This is a genomic window from Stenotrophomonas sp. TEPEL (assembly GCF_004348785.1).
GTDB lineage: Bacteria > Pseudomonadota > Gammaproteobacteria > Xanthomonadales > Xanthomonadaceae > Stenotrophomonas > Stenotrophomonas indicatrix.
In genome coordinates, this window is the sequence record NZ_QQXJ01000001.1 from 2362621 (window position 1) to 2386280 (window position 23660).

Below are 23660 nucleotides of genomic sequence, written 5' to 3' on the forward strand. Positions count from 1 at the left end.
GGCTTTCANGGGCGGGGCTCTTGCATCAATGTAATAGCGTGTTAGTACATTAACGCATTCTTGCGCACCGCGTCAAACCGTGAGGCCATGGGGTCAGATCCGTTTTCCAAGGGAGAACGGATCTGACCCCTGAACCGGCCGGCGGAAACGAAAACGCCCACCGGGCGGTGGGCGTTCGGATGCGGCAATGGACAGGGCTTCGATCAGGGCAGGCAGCGGACCTCTGCCTGCAGCGCGCCGCGCCGCAGGCATTCACCGAACAGGCTGCCCTGCCGGCTTGGACGAGGCTGCAGGTTCTGCAGCGCTCCTGCCCGGCCCGGGCACGCCCGCTCGGCAAGGGCCTGCAGGTCCTGCTCAAGCTGCGCCTGGTCGATCACATGGCAGCGATCAACCACCAGCTGGTACCGCGCCGGGCTGATCCGGGTGCTGCGCAACGCCGGATCGCTCTGGCATACCGCCAGCAGGAACAGCATCAGCGTTCCTGCAGCGGCACGCGTCACGGCATGACCCGCGACTGCTCCAGTTCCACCTGCAGGGTGCTGGCCAGTTCATCACGGGAGACCTCGAACTGCTGCTCGCGCAGCAGGTCCTTCACCGCCACCACGCCGCGCGCCAGCTCGTCTTCGCCAGCCAGCACCACGAAACGGATACCGGCCTTGGCCGCGTACTGGAACTGCTTGCCGATCTTCTTCGGCTCCATCTGCACTTCGGTGTTGATGCCACCGGCGCGCAGGCGGCGGGCGATGTCCAGCGACTGCGGCATGCCCTGCTCGTCCATCAGCGCCACCAGCGCCTGCACGCTGCTGGCCTCGATGCCCTCGATCAGGCCAGCTTCGCGCAGCTGCCAGAACAGGCGCGACAGGCCGATGGAAATGCCCACGCCCGGCAGCTTGGACTTGCTGTAGTGGCTGGCCAGGTCTTCATAACGGCCACCGGAACAGATCGACCCGATCTGCGGGTGGTCGGTCAGCGTGGTCTCGTACACCGTGCCGGTGTAGTAATCCAGGCCACGTGCAATGGAGAAGTTCAGGCAGTACGCGCTTTCCGGCACGCCCAGTGCCTGCACCAGCTGCAGTACTTCGCGCAGTTCGGCCACGCCGGCACGCAGGATCTCCGAGGAACCCGCACCGTCTTCCAGCGCTGCCAGCTGTGCCAGCGCATCGGCATGACCCTGCGAACGCACGGCGACGAAGGCCAGGATCTTCTCGACCTGTTCGGCCGGAATGCCGAAGCCCTCGCCCACCAGCGTCTCGCGCACGTAGTCGGGGCCACGCTTGTCCAGCTTGTCCACTTCGCGCAGCACTGCCAGCTGGCGTTCGCCCTCGGCCACGCCCAGGCTTTCGAAGAAGCCGCGCAGCAGCTTGCGGTTGTTCAACTGGATGCTGAAGTCACCGATGCGCAGTTCGGCGAACACCGCATGGATGACCGCCAGCACTTCGGCGTCGTAACGCACGCTCAGGCTGTCCTTGCCGATCACGTCGATGTCGCACTGGTAGAACTCGCGGAAGCGGCCGCGCTGGGCGCGCTCGCCGCGGTACACGCGCTGCATCTGGTAACGGCGGAACGGGAAGGTCAGCTCGTGTTCGTGCTCGGCCACGTAACGCGCCAGCGGCACGGTCAGGTCGAAGCGCAACGCCATCTCCGGCAGCGAACGATCGCCGGATTCGGCAGCGTTGGCCAGCGCGCCGGTGGACTGCACGAAATACACCTGGCGCTCGGTCTCGCCGCCGGACTTGGTCAGCAGCACATCGGACAGCTCGAACACCGGCGTCTCCACCGGCAGGAACCCGAAGCGCTCGTAGTTGCGGCGGATGACGTCCAGCATGCGCTGGAACGCAATCTGCTCGCGCGGCAGCAGTTCAAGGGTGCCGGGCGGGGTACGGGGCTTGATCACGGGCGGAGCTCCTGCGGAATCGGGGACGTGGGAGGGGGCGACATTCTAGCGCCCCGCATCGCTCAGCCGCAGACAAGGGGTGCAACGGCCGCTTGAAGTATCATAAAGCCCTCCCCCGCCCGCGATACGCCCACGCAACATGTCCCGGCCTTCCGGCGCTCCGCCCGCCACCAACGACCCCGCCGCGCCGTCCTGCGCCACGCTGGACTGCCTGCACTGCTCGGTACGCCACCTGGCGGTGTGCTCTGCGCTGTCGCCCGATGAGGTGCAGGCGCTGGAACAGGTGACCGTGTCGCAGCAGCTGGCGATGGGCAGCACTCTCGCCCGCAGCGGCGAAGAGCGCCAGCATGTCTATACATTGACCGGTGGCGCGCTGCGGCTGGTGCGCACGCTTGCCGATGGCCGTCGCCAGATCAATGGCTTCGTGCTGCCTGGCGATTACCTGGGCCTGAGCGGCAGCGACCACCATCGCTACGACATCGAGGCCATCGCCGACAGCCGCGTGTGCCGCGTTGCCCTGCCGCAGATGAAGGGCCTGCGCGCCCGCTATCCGCACCTGGAGCGCAAGCTGCTGCAGCGCGCCTGCCAGGAGCTGGACGCCGCACAGGATGCCGCGCTGGCGCTGGCACGCCTGCAGCCGGCGGAAAAACTCGCTGATTTCCTGCTTCGCCTGGCCGCGCGCGAGGCCAAGCTGGGCGGAGATGGCCTGCGCGTCTCCCTGCCGATGGGCCGCGGCGACATCGCCGATCATCTGGGCCTGACGATGGAGACGGTCAGCCGCACCTTCACCAAGCTGCGCCAGCAGGGGTTGATCGCCCTGCCCCATCTGAACGTGGTCGAGATCCTCGACGAGGATGGCCTGCGCATGCTGGCCGGTGACGTGCAGGGCTGAGCGCCCGGTCAGTATCAGGTTGCCGGCCAGCGGCCGGCACTACCACGATCGATTGGTGACATCTGCGGTTGCCGTCCAGCGGCCGGCACTACCCGTGATGCGTGCTTCTGGTAGTGCCGGCCGCTGGCCGGCAACCACGCAGACGCCTCCATCAACGCAACAGCACCTCACGCAATGCCGCGTAGTCCGCCGCCAATGGCTCGGCATGTGCCGGACGCTGCAGCAGTGCATCCAAGGCCGGCGGCACCGCCACTGATTCGCCGATCAACGGTTCCACCACCGCCTCGAACTTGGCCGGGTGCGCGGTAGCCACCACCGCCCAGTCACCCTTGGCGCCACCGGCGCGAAGATCCTGCAGCACCTTCACCGCCGTGGCCGTATGCGGGCAGAACAGTTCACCGTCGCTGGCATGGGCGCTGGCGATGGTCGCGCGGATGGTCACGTCATCCACCGCGAAGGCGCGGAACGCCGCCCGCAGCTCGGCATCGTCGCCCTGGTACAGCCAGCGCAGCCGCTCGAAGTTGCTGGGCGCGCCGACATCCATGGCGTTGGCCACGGTCGCAACGCTGGCCGCTGGCTGGTACGGGTCGCCACTGAAATAGCGCGGCAGCACCGCGTTGGCGTTGGTGGCCAGCACGATCTGCCCGATCGGCACGCCCAGCGCGCGCGCCAGCACTGCCGCCATCGCATTGCCGAGGTTGCCGGTCGGCACCACCAGGTTCAAGCGCCGCTGATGCTGCGCATGATGGCTCAGCGCCGCGTGCGCGTAATAGCTCATCTGCGGCAGCAGCCGGCCCAGGCTGATGCTGTTGGCGGAGCTCAGCGGCACCTGTGCCTGCAGATCGCGGTCGGCCAGCGCCTGCTTCACCATCGCCTGGCAATCATCGAACGAACCGGCCACCCGCAGCGCCTGGATGTTGTCGCCAAAGCAGCCGAGCTGGTGCGCCTGTCGCGGCGACACCCGCCCATCGGGATACAGCACAACCACGCGTACACCGGGCTGTCGATGGAAGGCCGCCGCTACGGCTGCACCGGTGTCACCGGAGGTGGCCACGACGATGGTCAGATCGCGGCCCTTGCCGGTCTGCAGCCGCGACAGCACACCGGCGAGGAAGCGCGCGCCGATATCCTTGAACGCCGCCGTCGGCCCATGGAACAGCTCCAGCACATGGTCACCGCTGTTGCGCAGCGCGCGCAATGGCACGGGGAAATCGAAGGCCTCACGGCAGATCGATGGCAAGGCCTCGGCCAGCACATCGCCCGCGAAGAACGGCGCCAGCAGGTCAGCAGCGGTATCGGCCAGGCTCGCGCCGGCCTGCAGCGCGCGCGGCGCCGGCAGCACCTCCGGTACGTACAGGCCGCCATCGGGGGCAAGGCCGGCAGCGATGGCCGCACTGAGTCCAACGGCCGGCGACTGGCCACGGGTCGAAACGAATTGCATGGGGTCGATATCCGGTAGGGGGGAAGAATTCAGCACAAGCAGGCTCCGGGTGCATCCAGCGGCGAGATCCAGGCATCACTGTCGAAGCCGGCACCGGCAAACGCCGCACGCACCGGCTGCGCTGCCGCGCGCGCCTGGTCGGCATCTTCGAACCAGGCAAAGACGCTGGGCCCGGCGCCGGAAATGCCCGCGCCCATCGCGCCGGCGGCCAGTGCAGCGTCGCGTGCCGCGTCGAAGCCCACGATCAGGCCCGCCCGCCGCGGCTCCACCAGCACATCGCGCAGGCCGGCGCGCACCAGCGAGGCGTCGCTGCGATGGCAACCGCTCAACACCAGCGCCAGGTGGGCACTCTGCGCAACGAATTCGCCCAGCGCATAGCTGCCCTGCAGCGCCTGTCGTGCCCGCCGGGTCTCCAGCACCGCATGCGGATGCACCAGCAGGCTGTGCCAGCTGGCCGGTACCGGCACCGGCACCAGGCGATCGGCCGTGCACAACGCCACGCCGCCCAGCAGCAGCGGGCCGACGTTGTCACCGTGGCGGCCACCACTGGCCACGGCTTCGCCATCCAGTGCGAACGGATACAGCGCTTCGCGCGACAGCGGCGTGTCCAGCAGTGCATTGGCTGCCACCAGCGCGGCCACGCAGGAAGCCGCCGATCCGCCCATGCCGGAGCCGAACGGAATGCCCTTGTCGATCTCGATGGCGAAACCGAAGCCCAGCCCCAGCGCTGCACGCAGTGCGACCAGCGCGGCGCCGGCGGTATTGCCGGCCGCATCCAGCGGCAGTTCAATCGCACTGCCACGGATCGCATCGATGCGCACCAACGGTTCGTCGATGCGGCGCACGCTTACCGTATCTCCGATACCGGCGATGGCGTGGCCGAGGATATCGAAGCCGACCGCCACGTTGGCCACCGATGCGGGTGCGAAAGCGCGTGCGATCACAGCCGCGCTCCTTCGCCGGCCGCCACCCGCAGCAGATCGGCGAACACGCCAGCCGCGGTGACTTCCGGGCCCGCGCCCGGGCCCTGCACCACCAGCGGGTTGTCGCAGTAGCGGCGTGTACGGAACTGCACCACGTTGTCGGTCAGCCGCAGGTTGGCGAACGCGTGGTCGGCCGGCAGCTCCTGCAGCGCGACCGACGCGCCATCCGGCCCCAGCCGCGCGACATAGCGCAGCACCGCACCGCGCTGGCGGGCATCGTGCAGCCGCGCCAGCAGCGCCTCATCGGAGGCACCCAGGCGGGCCATGAAATCGTCCACGCTTCCTTCGCGCAGCAACGCCGGCACCAGGCTCTCCACCTGCACCTGCTCCAGGCTGAGCGCGTGACCGGCCTCGCGGGCCAGGATCACCAGCTTGCGCGCAACATCCACGCCGGACAGGTCGTCGCGCGGATCCGGCTCGGTGTAACCCATCGAGCGCGCCTGCGCGACCAGTGCCGAGAACGGCTGGCTGCCGTCAAAACGATTGAACAGCCAAGCCAGCGTGCCGGAGAAGATGCCTTCGATCGCCAGCACTTCGTCACCGGTATCGACCAGGTCGCGCAGCGTGGTGATCACCGGCAGGCCGGCACCCACCGTGGCCTCGTAGCGGAAGCGCGCACCACTGGCCGCCGCCGCCGCGCGGATGCGCTGGTAGCGTGCCAGCGGCCCGGCGCCAGCCTGCTTGTTCGGGGTGACCACGTGGATGCCGGCGGCCAGCCAGCCTTCATAGCGCTCGGCAACCTCTGCACTGCCACTGCAGTCGATCACCACCGCGTGCGGCAGATGCGCGGCCAGCAGGTGCTCGGTGAAGTGGTCCAGATCGCTGGCCTGGCTGGCGTCCTGCAGCGCCTGGCGCCAGTCTTCATGCAGGCCGTCGGCCTCCAGGCGCATGCGCGAGCGTGACGCAAGCGCGCGCAGGCGCAGATCGACATTGGCCTTGGCCAGCAACTGCGGGCGCGCCGCCAGCAGCTGGTCCAGCAGCGCAGCGCCGACATTGCCCGGACCGATCACCCCCACCGCGAACGTCTGCGGCGACAGCCAGAACCCGGCATGCGCGGCACGCAGCGCGCGGGTCGCGTCGGCACTTGCCACCGCCACCGAGATGTTGCGTTCGGAGGACCCCTGCGCGATCGCCAGGATGTTCACCTGCGCCCGGCCCAGCGATTCGAACAGCCGTGCGGCCACGCCCGGCTGGCCCGCCATGCCATCGCCGACGGCGGCCAGTACGCTGACGCCCTCGCTGACCTGCACCCGTTGTACCTGGCCGGCAGCCAGTTCGTGCGAGAACGCCTGCACCACGGCATCGCGACCGCGCGCCGCTTCGCCTGCGCGGACAACACAGCAGATCGAATGTTCGGAAGAGCCCTGCGAGATCATCACCACCGACACCTGTGCCTGGCGCAGCGCGGCGAACACCCGTTCGGCGGTACCCGGCACGCCGATCAGGCCGGTGCCTTCCAGGTTCAGCAGGGCCAGATCCGTGCTCAGCGTCAGCCCTTTCACCGGGCCACGTGGCGAGCGCTCGGCGCTGATCCGCGTACCCGGATGGCCGGGCTGGAAGGTATTGCGGATGAAGATCGGCAGGCCCAGCCGGATCGCCGGTGACATCGTCTGCGGATGCACCACTTTCGCCCCGAAATAGGCCAGCTCGCAGGCCTCGTCGTAGCTCAGCGCGTGGAGCTGCACGGCCTCCGGTACCAGCCGCGGGTCGGCCGACAGCACGCCGTCGACGTCGGTCCAGATATGCAGTTCATCGGCGTTGAACAGCGAGGCGAAGATCGCGCCGGAATAGTCGCTGCCGTTGCGGCCCAGCGTGGTGACGCGGTCCTGGCGGTCGCGGGCGACGAAACCGGTGGCGACCACGCGCGACTGCGGGTGCTGCAGCCGCCACGCGGCAAGGCGGCCGGCACTGGCATCCCAGTCGACATCCACGCCCAGTTCGCCGTGGCCGACCACCAGCACATCGCGTGCATCCAGCACCGCGCAGTCCTCGCCCAGCGCGCGCAGGTGGGTACCAAGCAACTGTGCGGAGAACACTTCGCCCAGGCCCTGCACGCGGTCGAGCACCTCGCGTGGCAGTTCGCCGATCACCGCCAGCGCGGCCAGCACCTCGGCCAGCTGGTCGAAGCGCGCATCGATCCAGTCCACGGTATCGCCCACCTGCTCACCCAGCAGCGCTACCGCGGCACCCCGATGCCGCGCGCGAAGCGCATGCCACGCCTCCTGCCAGCCGGCATCGCCCTGGGCTGCCAGGTGCGCCAGCTCGATCAGCGCATCGGTAACGCCCTTCATGGCGGAGACCACGCTGACCTGCAGCGACTCGGGGCGGGCCAGCAGCAGGCCGGCGACATGGCGATAGCGCTCGGCGTCGGCCACCGAGGTGCCGCCGAACTTGTGCACGACAGTGGACGGCGCAGCCAGTGCGGACACGGCAGGCGAATGGGCGGGGGCGATGGAAGACATGCAGACCTCGGTTGGAGGCCCCGTCGCATGCAGGTGGTCGAGTTTCCCCGTCACCTGGATGGTGCGGGGCCGTTGTTTTCGGGAGTTACACGAAGACGACGGGCCGCACCAGGGCAGTGGTGGCGGTGGTGGTGGTAATGCTGGTGGTGATGGCGACCGGCGCAGTCGAACGGCCCGCGGCAGCGGGGGCGATCAGGCGGGCGTTGGCGGCATCAAGGACCATGGCGTACAGAAAACACCGCCGCGATGGTAGCTGTCAAGTGTTGCGGCGCAATATTTCCTTGCGGCGATCATCGGTCAACGTGCCGGCATTTGGTTGCAACTGAGACCAACAGGTGATCGTCGCCCTCAGTGCGTCGATTCAGCCGACATGTTCGGTGATTGCGCGCGACGTGCGATGCGCATGCGCGCACAACAGCACCCCGCCCACCAGCAGCACGATCGCCAGCAGTTCCAGCAGGCTGGGCCAGCGCCGCTGCCAAGCGAAGGCGTACAGCAGCGCGAACAGGGTCTCGAACACGATCATCTGCCCGGTCAGGGTCAGCGGCAGCAGGCGACTGGCCCGGTTCCAGAACGCATTGCCGAGGATCGAGGCGACCACCGCCACGCCGGCGCTGATGGCCCAGAACCCACCCCATTGAGCAGCCGTATGCGCCTGGTTGTGTCCACTGAACGCCATCGGCACCAGCAGCAGCGACAACCCGCCGGTAGTGACGCCGGTCAGCAGTGACCAGTCGTGGCTGGAAAGGTCGGGCCGCCGCGACAGCCAGCGGCTGTTGCCGATGGAATACAGCGCCCACGAGAACAACGCACCGAACGCGCACAGCAGGCCGATCAGGCGTTGCCGCCAGGGCGTGCCCAGATGCTCGGACATCAGCGCCTCCCAGCCGACCATCGCTACGCCGAGCACGCACAGCGCCAGCGCCGGCAGCAGCTGCTTCAACGGCACCGCACCCTGCTCGCGCACGCCCACCAGGGTGACCACGACCGGAATCAGGCCGACAATCAACGAAGCAGCGGCGCCACCGGCCCACTGCACCGCCGTGGCCAACAGCAGGAAGTACACCAGGTTGCCGGCCAGGCTGAGCCACAACAGGCCGATCCACTCGGCGCGACCGAGCATCGGCGCCAGCCGCTTCCAGCGCGGCAGCAGCAGGACCACGGCGATCAGGCCATAGACCAGATAGCGGCCAGCGGAAAGCTGCAGGGCATTGAACGTGCCCAACACGGCGGGCGCGAGGAAGACCACGCCCCACAGCGCACCGGCGGCGATGCCATTGGCGATGCCCAGGGCAATCGGGTTGTTGCGCATTGCAGGTTCACAGCAGGAACGGGCCGCGCAGTGTAAGCGCCCCCTTGCCGGCCGGTCTTGACCGAGGCTACTGCCGGTTCGCTTCCGCAGCGTTGGGTGTGGCTCGCCGCCATGCCGCCGGCGTCTGCCCGCATTCGCGGCGCAGCGCACGGGTCAGTGCACTCTGCTCGGAATACCCTGCGGCCAGTGCGATATCGCTGATCGATGCCGGGCTGACCCGCAACTGGTGCTTGGCCCAGCGCAGGCGGCTGGCACTGAGCCACGCCTGCGGGCTGAGCCCGAACTCACGCCGGAACACCGCATGCAGGCGGCTTTCACTGATGCCGACAAAGGCAGCCATGCGCGCTACCGACCACGCCTGCCCCGGCATCGCCTCGACCGCAGCGCACAGGCCCTGCAGGCGCGCACCACTACCGGCAGGCGCGAAGACCCGCAGCAGCTCCGGCAGCAGCGCTGGCACAGGCCGGCCGGTCTGCACCTGGGCAAGCCGCTGCCGCAGCGAGAGCGGGAGATGCAGCCAGCGCTGCCAGCACAGGTGCTCCTGGGTCGCATCATCGAGCACACCCGACCCGCAGTCGACAATCACGAAACCGTTGGGACCCTCGGCCATCTGGTCGTGCGCTTCGCCGGCCGCCACGAATGCCCCCTGCAGCAGGTCAAGACGGCCGCCCCTGCCTTCCATCTCGAACTGCAGCTCACCCTGCAGCGGCAGCACCCACTGCGCATAGCCGTGGCGATCCAGGCCGGTGGCCTGACCGTAGTGCCGTAGATGAAAGATGGCGCCCATTTGTCCAGTGTGCGCGTGACACTGGCGGCCCGCAACGATGCCGGGCACCGGCGGCCTCGCGCTACCCCTCCACGCCCAGGAAGGTGAAGGGTGCGCTGGGCACGAAATGGCCCAGCGCATCGCCGGCGAAGGTATTGCGCTGGTCACGGCCGAGATCGAGCTTGAGCACCTTTCCGCCGAAATCGACCTTGGTCAGGTCGACCCAGAAGGCGTTGGGCGTCAGTGCCGACTCGAAGAAATACAGGCGCCGCTTGTGGTCGGCGACCGTACGCCAGCGGGTGGACGAGATGTTGGGCTCGCCCGGCGTGGTGATGCCGAACGGTACCGACACGTTGCGGATCACGCTGAACACACTGGCCAGCGCCTCCACCGGATCTTCCGCTTTCGGAATCGCGTTGATGTAGAAGGAGGCCCGCGCGAAGCGGTCGGCCGAACGGTTGGTGCCCGGCAGCATCACCGTGCCACCGATCTGCTGCCAGTAGCTGTTCAACGCCAGCTGCTGCTCGAAGATCGGCGAATTGGTCATCACCTGGTAGCGCCGATCATGGTGGATCACCTGGCGTCCGCCGATGTACTCGACGATCGCGCTGTCACCCGTGGCGTCGGACAGCGACAGATGCAGTGTGGCCTGGCGGTCCTCGCCTGGCACCTTGTCGGTGACGATCGCGTACGGCTCGCGCTGCAGGGCGGTCACCGCCTCTTCCACCGTGGCGAAATTGTCCAGCACATACTGCGCCCACAACGAGATGGACAGGCCGGGCTTGCCGCTGCGCTGGGCCGGGTACTCCGACTCGACCAGCCACAGCAGGTTGGCGACCAGGCCCTTCTCGTTCATGCCATCGGTGGTGGAAATGTCATAGCCGGTGGCCACCACGCTGCCGTAGCGTGCAGTCCAGGCGATCGACCCCGGCCCCGCCTTTCCGGTGCGCGCGATGCCACGCGGCAACACGTAGAGATTGGTGGCCACGTCCACTTTCCAGTCCATCGAGCGGGCGGTGATGACATCGCCGTTGTCGCCCAGATACACCGCGCGCGTGCACGCCATCGCCGGCATTGCCGCCGTCGCCAGTGCCGCCGCCAGCAACGCGCCGCCTTTCCATTTCATCCGTGCCATGTCGTCCTCCGTTCCCCGGGAAAGGTGATCTGAACCCCGCAACGGTGAGACGAACGTGAAGCCTCAGCGCAGCCAGCGACCATGCAGCCAGAAACCGGCAGCCATCGCTGGCACGAACCACAGGGCTTCGCGCGCGCCCACCGCCAACGCGGCCAGCGCGGGCCCCGGGCAATAGCCGACCCAGCCCCAGCCGATACCGAACAGCACCGCACCCAGCAGCAACCGCGTGTCGACAGCCTGCGCCGTCGGCAGCTCGAAACGTTCGGCGCACCATGGCCGCTGCCGCCGCCGCAGCCAGAATTGACCCAGTGCACTGACCAGCAGCGCCGACGCCAGCACCCAGGCCAGCGTGGGATCGAAGTCGCCAGCCACGTCGAGGAAACCGAGCACGCGGCGCGGATCGGTCATCCCGGCCAGCGCGAGGCCGGCACCGAACAGGCCACCGGCCACACCAGCCGTCCACAGCCCGCGACTCATGCCAGGCCTCCGCCGTGACGCACCAGGAACGTGGTGAGCATCGCGCAGGCCATGAACACCAGCACCGCCACGAGGGATCGTCGTGAACCACGGGCGAGGCCACAGACACCGTGGCCGCTGGTGCAGCCGTTGCCCAGCCGCGTACCCACGCCCACCAAGGCACCGGCAGCGATCAATTGCCAGGCCGGCAGCGCGTCACGCAGCAACGCGCGTGGTGGCTGTCCTGCACCCGCCTGCCAACTCAACACCGCTGCCGCCGCCAACATCAGTCCGAGCAGGAAAGCCCAGCGCCAACCACGATCACCGCGCGGCGCGGCAGCGGCGCCGGCAGCGATACCGCTGATGCCCGCCACCCGACCGAGCGTGGCCAGCAGCAGCACCGCCGACGCACCGATCAGGCCGCCGCCTGCAATTGCCGCCCATGGCAGGTTCATGCCCTGCCCCTCCGCATCGCGCGCATCGGCTTGCCCTTCAATTTAGATTTTTCTAAATTAGACTTTCCTGAACTACCGGGTCAAGCCGTGCCCAGCATCACCACCGACAGTGCCGCGATGGCTACGCATGCCGCACAAGCGGCTGCCCTGCTGAAATCGCTGGCACACCCGGCGCGACTGCGCGTGTTGTGTCGCCTGGTGGAAGGCGAAGCACCGGTGCCGGAACTGCAGGCCCTGACCGGCCTGAGCGCATCGGCGCTGTCACAGCATCTGGCCGTGCTGCGCAATCTCAATGTAGTGGCAACGCGGCGGCAGGCACAGACACTGCACTATCGGCTGCTGGACGGTCCGGCGCTTGGGGTGCTGCAGGCACTGCACGCAGCGTACTGTGCGCCGCAGCGCTAGCGGTCAGCCTGCGCTGAGCACCGGCCGCACGACCTCGGCCAACAGATCCACCGCCGTAAGCACGACGCTGTCACCGTTCACCGAGCGGGCGAATCCCGACCAGTCGCCTGCGGAGAGCTGGCGCAGCAGCGCGGCATCGACCGGCAGCCCGCGCATTGCCCAGTACGGAAACTGGCGCTGGCCCAGCCGGCCACGCGCCAGCTCGACGATGTCGACGTGGCTGCCGGCCTGCAGGATGCGCTCATAGACCGAATCGATGCCATCCGGCGGGCCTTCGATGTACTGCAGGAAACGCTCGCCGTCATGCAGCAGCACGCCCGTCACTCCTGCCATCTTGTTGAAGCGTGCGGCGTCATCGACCAGGGTCTGCAGACGTGCGGCAGACAGATCCGGCTTGGCCTGGCTGACATAGGCGATGGCACGCAGTGGCATGGAGCTTCCTTTGCAAGAGTGGTGCCACGGTAGCAGTTGCGGACGAGCCCGTCTCAGTTCGCTCACGCGCCAGCTGAAGAATTCAGGAAACCGCCGGACTGCGCACATCGGATCGACGAGGCAGCAGCGCCTCGAACACTACGTGCCCTGCTTCGTTGCGCGCGCTCAACTGGCCACCATGGGCACGCACGAACTGGTCCACGATGTACAGCCCCAGCCCGAGCCCGTTGCTCTGGTGGAAGCTGGCCTTGAAGGGTTCGAACAGGCGCGGCAGCAATGCCTCATCGACATGGCCGGTGTTGCGTACGCGCAGCGCGACCACACGTGCATCGCCACCATCGACCTGCACCTGCACCGTCGCGTCGGCGCCATGGGTGAGTGCGTTGCCGACCAGGTTGGCGACGATCTGCCCAAGTCGATCCATGTCGCCCTGCAGCGTCGAATCGCCACGGACATCCAGCGCGATACGATCGGTTCGATGGCCGGCACCGGCCTCGACCAGCACCGCACGCGTCACCTCGGCCAGGTCACAGACGCTGCTTTGCAGGCGCAGGCCACCGCTGCGGATCCGCGAGAAGTCCAGCAGCTGCTCGACCATGCGTGCCATCCGCAGGGTGCTGGCTTCCAGGTAGCTCAGTGTCTGCTGCGCTCCGACATTGTCGTCCGGCAGTTCCAGCGACAGCTTGTCGGCACACAGCAGGATGGCCGACAGCGGCGTGCGCAGGTCGTGGGTGAGCACCGCGGCCATGGTCTCGTTGAGCTTCAACGCGCGCTCCAGCGCTTCGTTGCGCGCCTTCAGCAGCTGCCGCTGCTGGTAGAGCTCGATGAACACATTGACCTTGCTGAGGATCACCTGCGGTGCAACCGGCTTGTGCAGGAAATCCACCGCGCCGGTCTCGTAGCCCTTGAACACTCGCAGTGGATCGTCCGGCGATGCGGTCAGGAAGATGATCGGCACATCCCGGCTGCGCTGCGAGCCACGCATCAGCTCGGCCAGCATGAAACCGTCGATCTCCGGCATGTGCACGTCCAGCAGCGCCAGCGCTACCTCATGCTCCAGCAGCAGCTCCAGCGCCTGCGCGCCAGAGTCCGCCAGCAACAGGTTGACGCCCTCGCGGCGCAGCAGCGCCTGCATGGCCACCAGGTTCTGCGGCACGTCATCGACGATCAGCAGGTTGACCGGCGCCTGCGACTGGGCAGGGTCCGGCGGCAGCAGGTTCATGCAAACAACTCCTTCAGGCGGCGGCACATCAGTTCAAGGGGCAGCACGGCGTCGGCGCCGGCATGCTGCAGGGCAGAGGCCGGCATCATCGATGCCTCGGCCTCCTCGGGACATTGCAACCACGCCTGGCCGCCAGCGGCGCGCACGGCGGCCACGCCATCGCTGCCATCGCTGCTGGCACCGGTCAGCAGGATCGCCAGCACCCCCGTGCCGAACGCGGCTGCGGCCGATTCGAACAGCGGATCGATGGCCGGCCGCGAGAACAGCACCGGTTCGTCCATCGACAGTGCGATGGCCTGCGTGTCCTCCACCAGCAGGTGATAGTCCGGCGGCGCGAACGTCACCGTTCCGGCCTGCAGCGGCTGCTTGTCCTCCGCTTCGCGCAGCGCCAACGTGCAGTACGGCGCCAGCACCTCGGCGATGCGGCTGGAACGGTCGCGCGGCAGGTGCAGCACCACCAGCACCGGCACCGGCAGCGTGGCAGGCAACGCACCCAGCACGATCTGCAGGGCGGCCACGCCACCGGCCGATGCGCCGATCACCACGACCTCAGGGCGGGACATCGCCGCCATCAGGCCACCTTCCGGTACAGGCGGTGCTCCCGCGAACAGGCTTCGAAGGCATCGTGATGGCGACCGAACTGCAGCGACTCCTTGCTGCCCAGGCCGAGGAAGCCGCGATGTACCAGGGCTTCGCGGAACAGGCCCACCGCGCGATCCTGCAGGTCGCGGTTGAAATAGATCAGCACGTTGCGGCAAGACACCAGGTGCACTTCCGAAAACACCGTGTCGGTGGCCAGGCTGTGGTCGGCAAACACCACGTTGCGGCGCAGCTGGCGGTCGAAGACCGCGCCGTCGTAGGCGGTGCTGTAATAGTCCGACAGTGACGCGGTGCCGCCGGCGGCAAGATAATTCCGGCTGAACTGGGCCAGGCGGTCGATGCCATAGGCGCCGGCCTCGGCCGTGGCCAGTGCAGCGGGGTTGATGTCGGTGGCGTAGACGATGCTGCGCTCAAGCAGCCCCTCCTCGTGCAGCAGGATCGCCAGCGACCACACTTCCTCGCCGGTACTGCAGCCGGCCACCCACAGCTTCACCGAGGGATAGGTGCGCAGCACCGGTACCACCTGTTCGCGCATCTGCCGGAAATACTCCGGGTCACGGAACATCTCCGAGACCTGCACGGTGAAGAACTGCATCGCCTGGGCGAACAGCTCCGGCTCGTGCAGCAGCCGATGCTGCAGGTCCGACAGGCGCTCGCACTCGTAGCGCTGCATGGCCTGGCTGACGCGACGGCGCAGCGAGGACACCGCATAGCTGCGGAAGTCGTAGTGGTAGCGCTGGTACAGCGCTTCCAGCAGCACCTTCAGCTCCAGGTCGAACAGCGCCTGCTCGTTCATTGCCGCGAGCACCAGACCCGGCACAGCGATACCAGCTTGTCCACGTCGATGGGCTTGGCGATGTAGTCGTTGGCACCGGCCTGCAGGCAGCGCTCACGGTCATCGGGCATGGCCTTGGCGGTCAGCGCGATGATCGGCAGGTCCTGCAGGTGGCGCTGCGCGCGGATCTCGCGCATCGCCTGCAGGCCATCCTTCTCCGGCATCATGATGTCCATCAGCACCAGGTCCACCTCGCGCTGGGCCAGGCGGTCGACGGCCTCCTGGCCGTTGCGGGCGATCTCCAGCGTCACCCCCAGCGGCTCCAGCACGCTGGACAGCGCGAAGATGTTGCGCACGTCGTCCTCGGCCAGCAGCACGGTGCGTCCATCGAGTACGGTGTCGCGGCGGCGCGCTTCGCGCAGCAGGCGCTGCTGGTCGCTGGGCAGGTTGGCCTCCACGCTGTGCAGGAACAGCGTCACCTCGTCGAGCAGGCGCTCGGGCGAGCGCGCGCCCTTGATGATGATGCTCTTGGAGTAGCGGCGCAGGCGCTGCTCTTCTTCGCGGCTGAGGGCACGGCCGGTGTAGACGATGACCGGCGGGAAGCCGACATCATCGTTGCCTGCCATGTGCTCGAGCAGGTCGTAGCCGCTGCCGTCGGGCAGCGACAGGTCCATCACCATGCAGTCGAAGGTGACCGTGCTCAGCTGCTCCACCGCTGCGGCAAGCGTACCGACCGCGGCGATCTGCAGCTGATCGCGGCCCAGCAGCAGTTCCAGGTTGCGGCGCAGATCGTTGTCGTCCTCCACGATCAGCAGGCGCCGCACGTCGCGCTGGCTGGTCTGTTCAAGCTGTTCGATGGCGGCCACCAGGCGCTCGCGCGTGGTCGGCTTGATCGCAAAGCCGATCGCGCCCAGTTCGCGTACCACCTGGCCGCGGTCCATGCCCGAGACCACATGCACCGGAATGTGCCGGGTGTCGGGGTTGCGCTTGAGCCGTTCGAGCACGGTCAGGCCCGAGACGTCGGGCAGGCCGATGTCCAGCAGGATGCCATTGGGACGCAGGTCCGCCGCCAGCGCCAGCGCCTCTTCGGCCGTAGTGGCCACCACGCAGTCGAAATCGAGTTCGTGCGCCAGCGTCACCAGGGCTTCGGCGAAGACCGCGTCGTCCTCCACGGCCAGGATCAAGCGCCCCGCATGGTTGCGTCGGCCACGGTCATCGGCCACCGCTGCCACCGGCGCGGCACTGGACCGCTGGGCAAGGGGGGCTGGGGCAACGGTGGTGGCGGCTACCGGCTGCACGGGCACCGGCGCTGCGGCGCCTGCGGCGGCCTCGGCTGCCGGCGCGCCCTGCAGGGGCAGTTCGAGAATGAAACAGCTGCCCCGGCCCGGCTCGCTGTCCACCTGGATGTCACCGCCCATGCGCACCGCAAGGTCACGCGAAATCGACAGGCCCAAACCGGTGCCGCCGTAACGGCGGCGGGTGCTGCCATCGGCCTGGCGGAACGCTTCGAAGATCAGCTGCAGCTGGTCGCGTGCAATGCCGATGCCGCTGTCGGCCACTTCGAATCGAATCCGGCCAGTGCCGCCGCTGCGAACGTGCAGGCTCACCTTGCCGTGCTCGGTGAACTTGACCGCATTGGCCAGCAGGTTCTTCAGGATCTGCTGCAGACGCTGGTTGTCGGCCACCAGCTGGCTGGGGGCAAGGCTATCGGCCTCGATCTGCAGGGCCAAGCCCTTCTGCCGCGCCATCGGCTCGAAGGTTTCGCGCAGTCGCTGCAGCACGCTGTCGACCACCACCACTTCGTCGGCCAGTTCGACGTGCCCTGCTTCGATACGCGACAGGTCCAGGATGTCGTTGATCAGGGCCAGCAGGTCGTTGTTCGACGACAGGATGGCGCGGGCGTACTTGACCTGCTCGTCGCTGAGCGAGCCGTCCTTGTTGTCGGCCAATAGCTTGGCCAGGATCAGCGAGCTGTTCAGCGGGGTGCGCAGTTCGTGCGACATGTTGGCCAGGAACTCGGACTTGTAGCGCGAGGTGGCGGCCAATTCGTTGCTGTTGCGTACCAGCTGCCCCTGCGCGACCAGCAGCGCCTGCTTCTGCGCCTCCAGCTCGTGGGTGCGTTCTTCCAACTGCACATTGCTCTGTTCCAGCTCGGCCTGCTGCTGTTCCAGATGCGTCTGCGACTGCATCAGGCTGCGGCTCTGCTCTTCCAGTTCCTCGTTGGCCACCCGCAGCTCTTCCTGCTGTGCCTGCAGTTCTTCGCCCTGGCGCTGCGACTCTTCCAGCAGCACCATCAACTGTCCGCGCAGCATCGACGTGCGCAGGGCCATGCCGATGGTCTCGGCGCAGCGCAGCAGCAGCTCGTCATCCAGCGCGCGCTGCTCACCGACAGCCGCTCGGCCCAGCTCGATCACGCCCATGATCGCGCCGTCACTGCTGACCGGGGCGAGGATCCGTTCACGCACGGGCACGCGCCCCAGGCTGGTCTGCAGCTCCAGCGGGGCCGCTTCATCCCCCTGCAGATGCCGCGCCCGCTGGTCGCGCGCAACCTGCCCTGCCACCCCTTCCTGCAGGCCCAGTGTCTCCGGGATGCCGTTGGGCAACGCCAGTCCACCGGTCAGCTGCAGTCGCCCGCCTTCCAGCCGGTAGAGCGCACCGACATCGGCACCCAGCTGGGTCGCCAGCGTCGACACCGCCGCTTCGGCGATCTGTTCCGGCCCGAGCTCACCGCGCAGGCTGAGCGCCACGGCGTTCTCCGCCTCCTGCAGCCACAGCGCACGCATTGCCTCGCGCCGCGCCTGGATGGCGCGCGAGGCGATGAGCGCGATCATCAGGAAGGCCGCGCCACCGATCGACCGGTTGACGAACGAGAAGGATGAGTTGTTGCTGGCCGGCGCCACGTTGTAGCCCACCGCCAGCAGCACGCAGGCGCTGACAGCCACCACGAACGGCACCCGGGCACTGCGCTGGAACACAGTGACGCCGATGGCCATGAAATAGGCCAACCACACGGCATAGCCCAGGGGTACCACCAGTTCCAGCGCGGCCGTCGCCGCCACCAGCACCGCCGACGTCATCCAGATCCAGCGGTCACGCGTAGTCGCACCAGGACGCATGCAGGTCGGTTCCAGTTTGGAAAAGGGGGCTGATGTTACTCCTTGTCGCATTCAGCCGCATACGACCAATGGCACAGGCGTCGCATGCACGTCCTCTTCACACTCCACTGCCTACGTTCTCGTTCTTCACAGAGGTAATACGCATTTCACCGTGGTCGCTGCCGTTTCGACGCCGTCCGTGTTGACGGACCCCTCCCGACAGCTGCGATTGCTGATCGACAGCGTGCGCGACCATGCGCTGTACCTGCTCGATCCTGACGGCATTGTCTGCAGCTGGAATCCCGGCGCCGAACGCATCAAGGGCTATCGGTCGGAAGAAGTCATCGGCACCCACTTCGGGCGCTTCTACCTGCCAGCTGACCGCGATGCTGGTGAGCCGCAGCGCCTGCTGCGGCTGGCGGCGGAATGCGGGCACCATGCCGCCGAAGGTTGGCGGGTGCGCCGAGATGGGTCTCCCTTCCGTGCCAGCGTGGTCATCGAGTCGGTGGTGGAGAACGGCGAGCTCGTCGGCTTCGTCAAGATCACCCGCGACATCACCGAACAGTGGCAGGCGCAACGGCTGCTGCGCGATGCGCAGCGGGCGCTGCGCCAGACCCAGCAGTTCGAGACGGTCGGCCAGCTCAGCCGCGGCCTTGCCCATGAGTTCAACAACCTGCTGACCACCATCGTCAATGCGCTGGACCTGCTGTCGGCACGGATGGGCGATGACGAGCGTGCCAACACCCTGCTGGCCACCGCGCAGGCGGCCAGCGATCGTGGTGCGCTGCTGACCCGGCAGCTGCTGGCCTTCAGCACCGGGCAGACCCTGATCCGCGAAACGCTGGACATCAATGCGCGGATCCGCGACTGGTTGCCCGCCCTGCAGGCCACCTGCCCTGCCGGCGTCACCCTGGAAACCGCACTGGCTGCGGGCCTGCCTGCCATACTCAGTGATACCGTGCAGCTGCAGACCGCGCTCGCCAACCTGGTCGGCAACGCTGCGGACGCCACCGTGGGTGACGGCCGGGTAGTGATCGCCACCGCGCTGGAACACCGCATGGACCCCGACGCCGACACATCCCGGCAACGGACCTATGTGACGTTGAGCGTCTGCGATGAGGGCCACGGCATGGCCCCGGACATCGCCGAGCGCGCGACCGAGCCTTTCTTCACCACCAAGGACATCGGCAAGGGCAGCGGCCTGGGCCTGAGCCAGGTGTTCGGATTCACCACCCAGAGCGGCGGCTTCGTAGACGTGTCCACCACGCCCGGTGTTGGCACCACGGTCAGCCTGCTGCTACCCGCCACAGAGGAACCCAACCCATGACCGATGATCCGATCCGCGTACTGATGGTGGAGGACCAGACCGATCTGCGCGAAATGATCGGCATGGCCCTGCGCGACTTCGGCATCGACGTGGCTACCACGGCCGATGCGCAGGAAGCGGTCGCGCTGCTGCAGGGCGATACGCGTTTCGATGTGGTGTTCAGTGACATCAGCATGCCCAACGGCATGTCGGGCATCGAGCTGAGCGAGCATGTGGCACGCGACCAGCCGCAGGCGCGGATGATCCTTTCCTCCGGCTACGCGCGCTCGCAGTTGCCACCGCTGCCCGAGCAGGTGGAATTCCTGCCCAAGCCCTACCGCCTGCGGCAACTGGTGGATCTGCTCAGGCAGGCGTGAGTCGCCGTTGTCTTGCCAGGCATCGCCTGGCACTGTTCCGGCCGCCGGACCGCCCTTTCCGGCAATTCGTCACGCATTTTCGGAGCCGGCACGATGCGGCAGGCGCGGGGCGCACACAGAAAAACCGCCGGGCCATGGGCTACCGGCGGGAGCTGAAGTGGAAGGGGGATCGCGCCGCGCTTGGCGGCAGCCAGGCTTCTACCAGGGCACGAAGAGCAGGATCAGCACGATCGCCAGCAGCACGGCGGCGACAGTCAACAGCACGTTGCGCTGGCGCCACGAAGGCTTGGGGGTGCCGGGGGTGTTCATGAGGGCGCTCCTTGGCAACCGATGGGGACGGCACCAGACTGCCGAGTCCGCTTGCAGGAGCGCGTGCAGGCGATGTGCAGCGGGAGTGCAGAGCCCTGCCCTTTCCCGCTCAGGTTGCACGGCGGGCCATGAACAGCAGCTCAGGCGTGGAAGCGTCTTCGCTGGCGACGAAGCCGAGGTCGCGATATAGCGTCACGGCCGCCTGATTGTCCCGGTAGACCTTCAACGTCAGCTGCACGGCAGCGGTGCGGCGAACCGCTTCGGCGCACAGTGCCGTCATCAACACCCGGCCAAGACCTCGGCCGCGTGCCTGCGGCGACACGATGATGCGCCCGAGGTGCGTGCTGCCGGGTGCTGTCTGCCAATACTGGCCGAAGCCCAGGCAGGTGCCGTTGGCATCCTGCAGTGTCCAGCCGGGACGCGAAGGCAACCCCAACGCAGCGGCGAAGGCTTCGGCAGGCAAAGGGAAGGCAACACCGGGACCTGCCCAGCGCAAGGTCGCCTCAGGTGAGTCGAGCCAGCCGGCAACAACGGCAAAGTGCGAAGGCTGGACAGGCTGCAGGACGTAATCCATGGCGCCGGCGCTGTTGCGGGGGCGCGTCGATGCGCCCGACGTGGATGGTGACCCCGGCCCGATTCGAACGGGCGACCTTCCCCTTAGGAGGGGGACGCTCTATCCAGCTGAGCTACGGGGCCATGCAGCCGCCAAGTTTACAGGCAAGCCGCCCTGCCCTCCAAGTATTCATCTGCCACGCCACTGCCACTGGCGCGGCGCACCATGGCCAATCCGGACGCTCTGCTACCATCGGCGGCTCAGTTCGTCGCGCCCCCACCTGCCCGTGACGGCACCAAACACAACGTAACGAAACACAGGAGTCTGCATGTCTTCCGAGCTGCTCAAGTCCCTTGGTCTGGACGCGATCAACGCTGGCACCTACCTGGGCAACGGGGAGTGGTCGAGCGCTACCGGCGGTGAACTGATCACCCCGATCAATCCGACCACGGGCGAGCCGATCGCGCAGGTCCGCGCCACCACCGAAGCCGAGTACGAAACCGTCATCGCGCGCGCCCAGGAAGCCTTCAAGGTCTGGCGCACCACGCCGGCCCCGCGTCGCGGTGAAGCCGTGCGCCTGTGTGGCGAAGCGCTGCGCAGGAACAAGGACGCCCTCGGTTCGCTGGTCGCGCTGGAAATGGGCAAGAGCAAGCCCGAAGGCGACGGTGAAGTGCAGGAGATGATCGACATCGCCGACTTCGCCGTGGGCCAGAGCCGCATGCTGTACGGCTACACCATGCATTCCGAGCGCCCCGGCCACCGCATGTACGAGCAGTACCAGCCGCTCGGCCTGGTCGGCATCATCAGCGCGTTCAACTTCCCGGTGGCGGTGTGGGCATGGAACGCGTTCCTGGCCACGATCTGCGGCGACATCTGCCTGTGGAAGCCGTCCAACAAGACCCCGCTGACCGCCATTGCCTCGATGCGCATCTGCAATGAAGCGCTGCGCGATGCCGGTTTCCCGGACCTGTTCTTCCTGATCAACGACGCCGGCACCGCACTATCGGAAAAGATGGTGGCCGACAAGCGCGTGCCGCTGATCAGCTTCACCGGCTCGACCCAGGTCGGCCGCACGGTCGCCGAGAAGGTCGCCCACCGCCTTGGCCGCTGCCTGCTGGAACTGGGCGGCAACAACGCGATCATCCTCGACGAAACCGCCGACCTGAAGCTGGCCATTCCCGGCATCGTGTTCGGTGCGGTCGGCACCGCCGGCCAGCGCTGCACCACCACCCGCCGCCTGATCGTGCACGAATCCATCCATGACGACGTGCTGGCCACGCTGGTCAAGGCGTACAAGCAGGTGGAAGGCAAGATCGGCGATCCGACCGACCCGGCCAACCTGATGGGCCCGCTCAACAGCGACGGCGCCGTGCAGCAGTTCCTGGCGTCCATCGAAAAGGCCAAGGCCAGCGGCGGCACCATCGAAACCGGCGGCACGCGCATCGACCGCCCCGGCAACTTCGTGCTGCCGGCCATCGTCACCGGCCTGAAGAACAGCGATGAAGTAGTGCAGCACGAGACCTTCGCGCCGATCCTGTACGTGATGAAGTACAGCACGCTGGAGGAAGCCATCGACATGCAGAACGGCGTGCCGCAGGGCCTGTCCTCGTCGATCTTCACCACCAACCTGAAGACCGCCGAGCGTTTCCTGTCGGCCGCCGGTTCGGACTGCGGCATCGCCAACGTCAACATCGGCACCTCGGGCGCGGAAATCGGTGGCGCCTTCGGTGGCGAGAAGGACACCGGCGGTGGTCGCGAGTCCGGTTCGGATGCATGGAAGGTCTACATGCGCCGCCAGACCAACACCATCAACTATTCGGATTCGCTGCCGCTGGCCCAGGGCATCAAGTTCGACCTGTGATCGCGAACGGTCCGGCCATGCACATGGGTCAGAGCCCCTCCGGGGATCCGACCCATGCCGTGCCGACCACTCAGGGTCGGATCCCCGGAGGGGCTCCGACCCTCGATTTCACCGGCCGCCGGGTGCTGATCGCCGGTGGCAGCAAGGGCATCGGCCGCGAACTGGCGCTGGCCTTTGCCCGCGCCGGTGCGCAGGTGTCGGCCTGTGCCCGCGGCCAGGCCGGGCTTGACGCCCTGCAGGCCGATGCGCAGGCCCAGGGCACGCCGCTGCACACCTTCGCCACCGACCTGGGCGACCGCGGCCGCATCGGCGCCTGGCTGCAGGCCGCCGCCGACGCGCTCGGCGGTATCGATGTGCTGGTCAACAACGCCACCGGCTACGGCATGGCCGATGACGAAGACGGCTGGGCCGCCAGCCTGCAGATCGACCTGATGGCGGCAGTCCGCGCCTCGCGCCTTGCGCTGCCGTGGCTGCGCGCCTCGTCCGACGCCTGCATCCTCAACCTGTCCTCGATCGCCGCGCAGCAACCACGTCCCGGCGGCGCACCGTATGCGGCGGCCAAGGCCGCGCTGTCGCACTACACGACGTCGCAGGCCCTGGCGCCGGCACCGGACCGGATCCGGGTCAACGCCATCGCACCGGGCTCGATCGAATTTGCCGATGGCCTCTGGGATCGACGTCGTGTCGAAGATCCCGCCCTGTACCACGGCACCTTGGCGAAGATTCCGTTCGGCCGCTTCGGGCAGCCGCGCGAGATCGCTGATGCCGCGCTGTTCCTGTGCTCGCCGCTGGCGCGCTGGATCACCGGCCACGTGCTCAATGTCGATGGCGGCCAAGTGCTGATGGGCTGATACCGGCACCCCGGTAGCTGCCAACCTCGGTTGGCATGCCGTTCGTCGACCAAGGTCGACGCCTACCTTCGTATCCGC

23 protein-coding genes and 1 tRNA gene are annotated in these 23660 nt (G+C 67.6%); 6 read left to right on the forward strand and 18 right to left on the reverse strand.

Going from position 1 to position 23660, the window contains the following annotated elements; genetic code table 11:
- Window positions 1-203: 203 nt before the first annotated feature.
- Window positions 204-473: a hypothetical protein gene (locus tag TEP_RS10610; RefSeq protein ID WP_132825258.1), complete on the reverse strand. Its 270-nt coding sequence runs from the start codon at window positions 471-473 to the stop codon at window positions 204-206.
- Window positions 474-496: 23 nt separating this feature from the next.
- Window positions 497-1894 (reverse strand): histidine--tRNA ligase, encoded by a 1398-nt coding sequence (hisS, locus tag TEP_RS10615; RefSeq protein ID WP_025874842.1) that lies wholly within the window; start codon window positions 1892-1894, stop codon window positions 497-499.
- Between the two features lie 139 nt (window positions 1895-2033).
- Between hisS and TEP_RS10620 the strand changes: the two genes are divergently transcribed.
- The gene (locus TEP_RS10620; protein ID WP_025874844.1) at window positions 2034-2786 is read left to right on the forward strand and encodes a helix-turn-helix domain-containing protein; all 753 of its coding nucleotides are present in this window, start codon (window positions 2034-2036) and stop codon (window positions 2784-2786) included.
- Window positions 2787-2937: 151 nt separating this feature from the next.
- On the opposite strand, the gene thrC is transcribed toward TEP_RS10620, so the two are convergent.
- From thrC to TEP_RS10660, 9 genes are all read right to left on the reverse strand, one after another.
- A complete protein-coding gene (gene thrC / locus TEP_RS10625) occupies window positions 2938-4227 on the reverse strand; it encodes a threonine synthase (protein ID WP_132825259.1) in 1290 nt (429 codons plus the stop codon).
- Between the two features lie 29 nt (window positions 4228-4256).
- Complete coding sequence (locus TEP_RS10630; protein WP_132825260.1) at window positions 4257-5171, reverse strand: homoserine kinase; 915 nt, start codon at window positions 5169-5171, stop codon at window positions 4257-4259.
- Window positions 5168-7672 carry a bifunctional aspartate kinase/homoserine dehydrogenase I gene (thrA, locus tag TEP_RS10635; RefSeq protein ID WP_132825261.1) on the reverse strand — a complete coding sequence of 835 codons (2505 nt, stop codon included), beginning with the start codon at window positions 7670-7672 and terminating at the stop codon, window positions 5168-5170. The genes TEP_RS10630 and thrA overlap by 4 nt, the downstream gene beginning before the upstream one ends.
- 85 nt (window positions 7673-7757) lie before the next feature.
- Complete coding sequence (locus TEP_RS19770) at window positions 7758-7895, reverse strand: hypothetical protein (RefSeq protein ID WP_165933916.1); 138 nt, start codon at window positions 7893-7895, stop codon at window positions 7758-7760.
- A gap of 138 nt (window positions 7896-8033) precedes the next feature.
- The gene (locus TEP_RS10640) at window positions 8034-8984 is read right to left on the reverse strand and encodes a DMT family transporter (RefSeq protein ID WP_132825262.1); all 951 of its coding nucleotides are present in this window, start codon (window positions 8982-8984) and stop codon (window positions 8034-8036) included.
- Window positions 8985-9051: 67 nt separating this feature from the next.
- A complete protein-coding gene (locus TEP_RS10645; protein WP_132825263.1) occupies window positions 9052-9771 on the reverse strand; it encodes an AraC family transcriptional regulator in 720 nt (239 codons plus the stop codon).
- 61 nt (window positions 9772-9832) lie between these two features.
- A complete protein-coding gene (locus tag TEP_RS10650; protein ID WP_132825264.1) occupies window positions 9833-10885 on the reverse strand; it encodes a linear amide C-N hydrolase in 1053 nt (350 codons plus the stop codon).
- A gap of 63 nt (window positions 10886-10948) precedes the next feature.
- The gene (locus TEP_RS10655) at window positions 10949-11362 is read right to left on the reverse strand and encodes a DUF6691 family protein (protein WP_132825265.1); all 414 of its coding nucleotides are present in this window, start codon (window positions 11360-11362) and stop codon (window positions 10949-10951) included.
- Window positions 11359-11796 (reverse strand): YeeE/YedE thiosulfate transporter family protein, encoded by a 438-nt coding sequence (locus TEP_RS10660; protein WP_132825266.1) that lies wholly within the window; start codon window positions 11794-11796, stop codon window positions 11359-11361. The genes TEP_RS10655 and TEP_RS10660 overlap by 4 nt, the downstream gene beginning before the upstream one ends.
- A 117-nt stretch (window positions 11797-11913) precedes the next feature.
- Here TEP_RS10660 and TEP_RS10665 point away from each other — a divergent pair, with 117 nt between their 5' ends.
- On the forward strand, window positions 11914-12201 hold the full coding sequence (locus TEP_RS10665; RefSeq protein WP_132826510.1) for a metalloregulator ArsR/SmtB family transcription factor: 288 nt from the start codon (window positions 11914-11916) through the stop codon (window positions 12199-12201).
- 3 nt (window positions 12202-12204) lie between these two features.
- Here the strand turns inward: TEP_RS10665 and TEP_RS10670 are convergent, their stop codons facing one another.
- The 5 genes from TEP_RS10670 to TEP_RS10690 all read right to left on the reverse strand — a co-directional run bounded on the left by TEP_RS10670 (window position 12205) and on the right by TEP_RS10690 (window position 18346).
- A complete protein-coding gene (locus TEP_RS10670; RefSeq protein WP_132825267.1) occupies window positions 12205-12633 on the reverse strand; it encodes a BLUF domain-containing protein in 429 nt (142 codons plus the stop codon).
- Between the two features lie 82 nt (window positions 12634-12715).
- Window positions 12716-13855 (reverse strand): hybrid sensor histidine kinase/response regulator, encoded by a 1140-nt coding sequence (locus tag TEP_RS10675; RefSeq protein WP_132825268.1) that lies wholly within the window; start codon window positions 13853-13855, stop codon window positions 12716-12718.
- The gene (locus tag TEP_RS10680) at window positions 13852-14427 is read right to left on the reverse strand and encodes a chemotaxis protein CheB (RefSeq protein ID WP_132825269.1); all 576 of its coding nucleotides are present in this window, start codon (window positions 14425-14427) and stop codon (window positions 13852-13854) included. The genes TEP_RS10675 and TEP_RS10680 overlap by 4 nt, the downstream gene beginning before the upstream one ends.
- Complete coding sequence (locus TEP_RS10685; RefSeq protein ID WP_032951761.1) at window positions 14427-15251, reverse strand: CheR family methyltransferase; 825 nt, start codon at window positions 15249-15251, stop codon at window positions 14427-14429. Before TEP_RS10685 ends, TEP_RS10680 begins: the two co-directional genes overlap by 1 nt.
- Complete coding sequence (locus tag TEP_RS10690) at window positions 15248-18346, reverse strand: response regulator (protein ID WP_132825270.1); 3099 nt, start codon at window positions 18344-18346, stop codon at window positions 15248-15250. The genes TEP_RS10685 and TEP_RS10690 overlap by 4 nt, the downstream gene beginning before the upstream one ends.
- Before the next feature lie 178 nt (window positions 18347-18524).
- Here TEP_RS10690 and TEP_RS10695 point away from each other — a divergent pair, with 178 nt between their 5' ends.
- Both TEP_RS10695 and TEP_RS10700 read left to right on the forward strand, forming a co-directional pair.
- A complete protein-coding gene (locus TEP_RS10695) occupies window positions 18525-19652 on the forward strand; it encodes a PAS domain-containing sensor histidine kinase (protein WP_132825271.1) in 1128 nt (375 codons plus the stop codon).
- The gene (locus TEP_RS10700; protein ID WP_132825272.1) at window positions 19649-20008 is read left to right on the forward strand and encodes a response regulator; all 360 of its coding nucleotides are present in this window, start codon (window positions 19649-19651) and stop codon (window positions 20006-20008) included. Before TEP_RS10695 ends, TEP_RS10700 begins: the two co-directional genes overlap by 4 nt.
- 418 nt (window positions 20009-20426) lie before the next feature.
- Here the strand turns inward: TEP_RS10700 and TEP_RS10705 are convergent, their stop codons facing one another.
- Window positions 20427-20891, reverse strand: a complete 465-nt coding sequence (locus TEP_RS10705; protein WP_132825273.1) for an N-acetyltransferase — start codon at window positions 20889-20891, stop codon at window positions 20427-20429.
- A 45-nt stretch (window positions 20892-20936) separates the two neighbouring features.
- Window positions 20937-21013 (reverse strand) — tRNA-Arg (locus TEP_RS10710).
- A 185-nt stretch (window positions 21014-21198) separates the two neighbouring features.
- Between TEP_RS10710 and TEP_RS10715 the strand changes: the two genes are divergently transcribed.
- Window positions 21199-22731 (forward strand): aldehyde dehydrogenase family protein, encoded by a 1533-nt coding sequence (locus tag TEP_RS10715; protein WP_132825274.1) that lies wholly within the window; start codon window positions 21199-21201, stop codon window positions 22729-22731.
- Window positions 22731-23582, forward strand: a complete 852-nt coding sequence (locus TEP_RS10720; RefSeq protein WP_132826511.1) for an SDR family oxidoreductase — start codon at window positions 22731-22733, stop codon at window positions 23580-23582. The genes TEP_RS10715 and TEP_RS10720 overlap by 1 nt, the downstream gene beginning before the upstream one ends.
- The last annotated feature ends 78 nt before the right edge of the window (window positions 23583-23660 follow it).

What these genes read in the sequence shown, in the direction of transcription:
- TEP_RS10610 (WP_132825258.1), bottom strand. Translation starts at nt 473, where the DNA reads ATGCTGTTCCTGCTGGCGGTATGCCAGAGCGATCCGGCGTTGCGCAGC.
- TEP_RS10620 (WP_025874844.1), top strand. Translation starts at nt 2,034, where the DNA reads ATGTCCCGGCCTTCCGGCGCTCCGCCCGCCACCAACGACCCCGCCGCG.
- thrC (WP_132825259.1), bottom strand. Translation starts at nt 4,227, where the DNA reads ATGCAATTCGTTTCGACCCGTGGCCAGTCGCCGGCCGTTGGACTCAGT.
- thrA (WP_132825261.1), bottom strand. Translation starts at nt 7,672, where the DNA reads ATGTCTTCCATCGCCCCCGCCCATTCGCCTGCCGTGTCCGCACTGGCT.
- TEP_RS19770 (WP_165933916.1), bottom strand. Translation starts at nt 7,895, where the DNA reads ATGGTCCTTGATGCCGCCAACGCCCGCCTGATCGCCCCCGCTGCCGCG.
- TEP_RS10640 (WP_132825262.1), bottom strand. Translation starts at nt 8,984, where the DNA reads ATGCGCAACAACCCGATTGCCCTGGGCATCGCCAATGGCATCGCCGCC.
- TEP_RS10645 (WP_132825263.1), bottom strand. Translation starts at nt 9,771, where the DNA reads ATGGGCGCCATCTTTCATCTACGGCACTACGGTCAGGCCACCGGCCTG.
- TEP_RS10650 (WP_132825264.1), bottom strand. Translation starts at nt 10,885, where the DNA reads ATGGCACGGATGAAATGGAAAGGCGGCGCGTTGCTGGCGGCGGCACTG.
- TEP_RS10655 (WP_132825265.1), bottom strand. Translation starts at nt 11,362, where the DNA reads ATGAGTCGCGGGCTGTGGACGGCTGGTGTGGCCGGTGGCCTGTTCGGT.
- TEP_RS10660 (WP_132825266.1), bottom strand. Translation starts at nt 11,796, where the DNA reads ATGAACCTGCCATGGGCGGCAATTGCAGGCGGCGGCCTGATCGGTGCG.
- TEP_RS10665 (WP_132826510.1), top strand. Translation starts at nt 11,914, where the DNA reads ATGGCTACGCATGCCGCACAAGCGGCTGCCCTGCTGAAATCGCTGGCA.
- TEP_RS10670 (WP_132825267.1), bottom strand. Translation starts at nt 12,633, where the DNA reads ATGCCACTGCGTGCCATCGCCTATGTCAGCCAGGCCAAGCCGGATCTG.
- TEP_RS10675 (WP_132825268.1), bottom strand. Translation starts at nt 13,855, where the DNA reads ATGAACCTGCTGCCGCCGGACCCTGCCCAGTCGCAGGCGCCGGTCAAC.
- TEP_RS10680 (WP_132825269.1), bottom strand. Translation starts at nt 14,427, where the DNA reads ATGGCGGCGATGTCCCGCCCTGAGGTCGTGGTGATCGGCGCATCGGCC.
- TEP_RS10685 (WP_032951761.1), bottom strand. Translation starts at nt 15,251, where the DNA reads ATGAACGAGCAGGCGCTGTTCGACCTGGAGCTGAAGGTGCTGCTGGAA.
- TEP_RS10690 (WP_132825270.1), bottom strand. Translation starts at nt 18,346, where the DNA reads ATGCGTCCTGGTGCGACTACGCGTGACCGCTGGATCTGGATGACGTCG.
- TEP_RS10700 (WP_132825272.1), top strand. Translation starts at nt 19,649, where the DNA reads ATGACCGATGATCCGATCCGCGTACTGATGGTGGAGGACCAGACCGAT.
- TEP_RS10705 (WP_132825273.1), bottom strand. Translation starts at nt 20,891, where the DNA reads ATGGATTACGTCCTGCAGCCTGTCCAGCCTTCGCACTTTGCCGTTGTT.
- TEP_RS10715 (WP_132825274.1), top strand. Translation starts at nt 21,199, where the DNA reads ATGTCTTCCGAGCTGCTCAAGTCCCTTGGTCTGGACGCGATCAACGCT.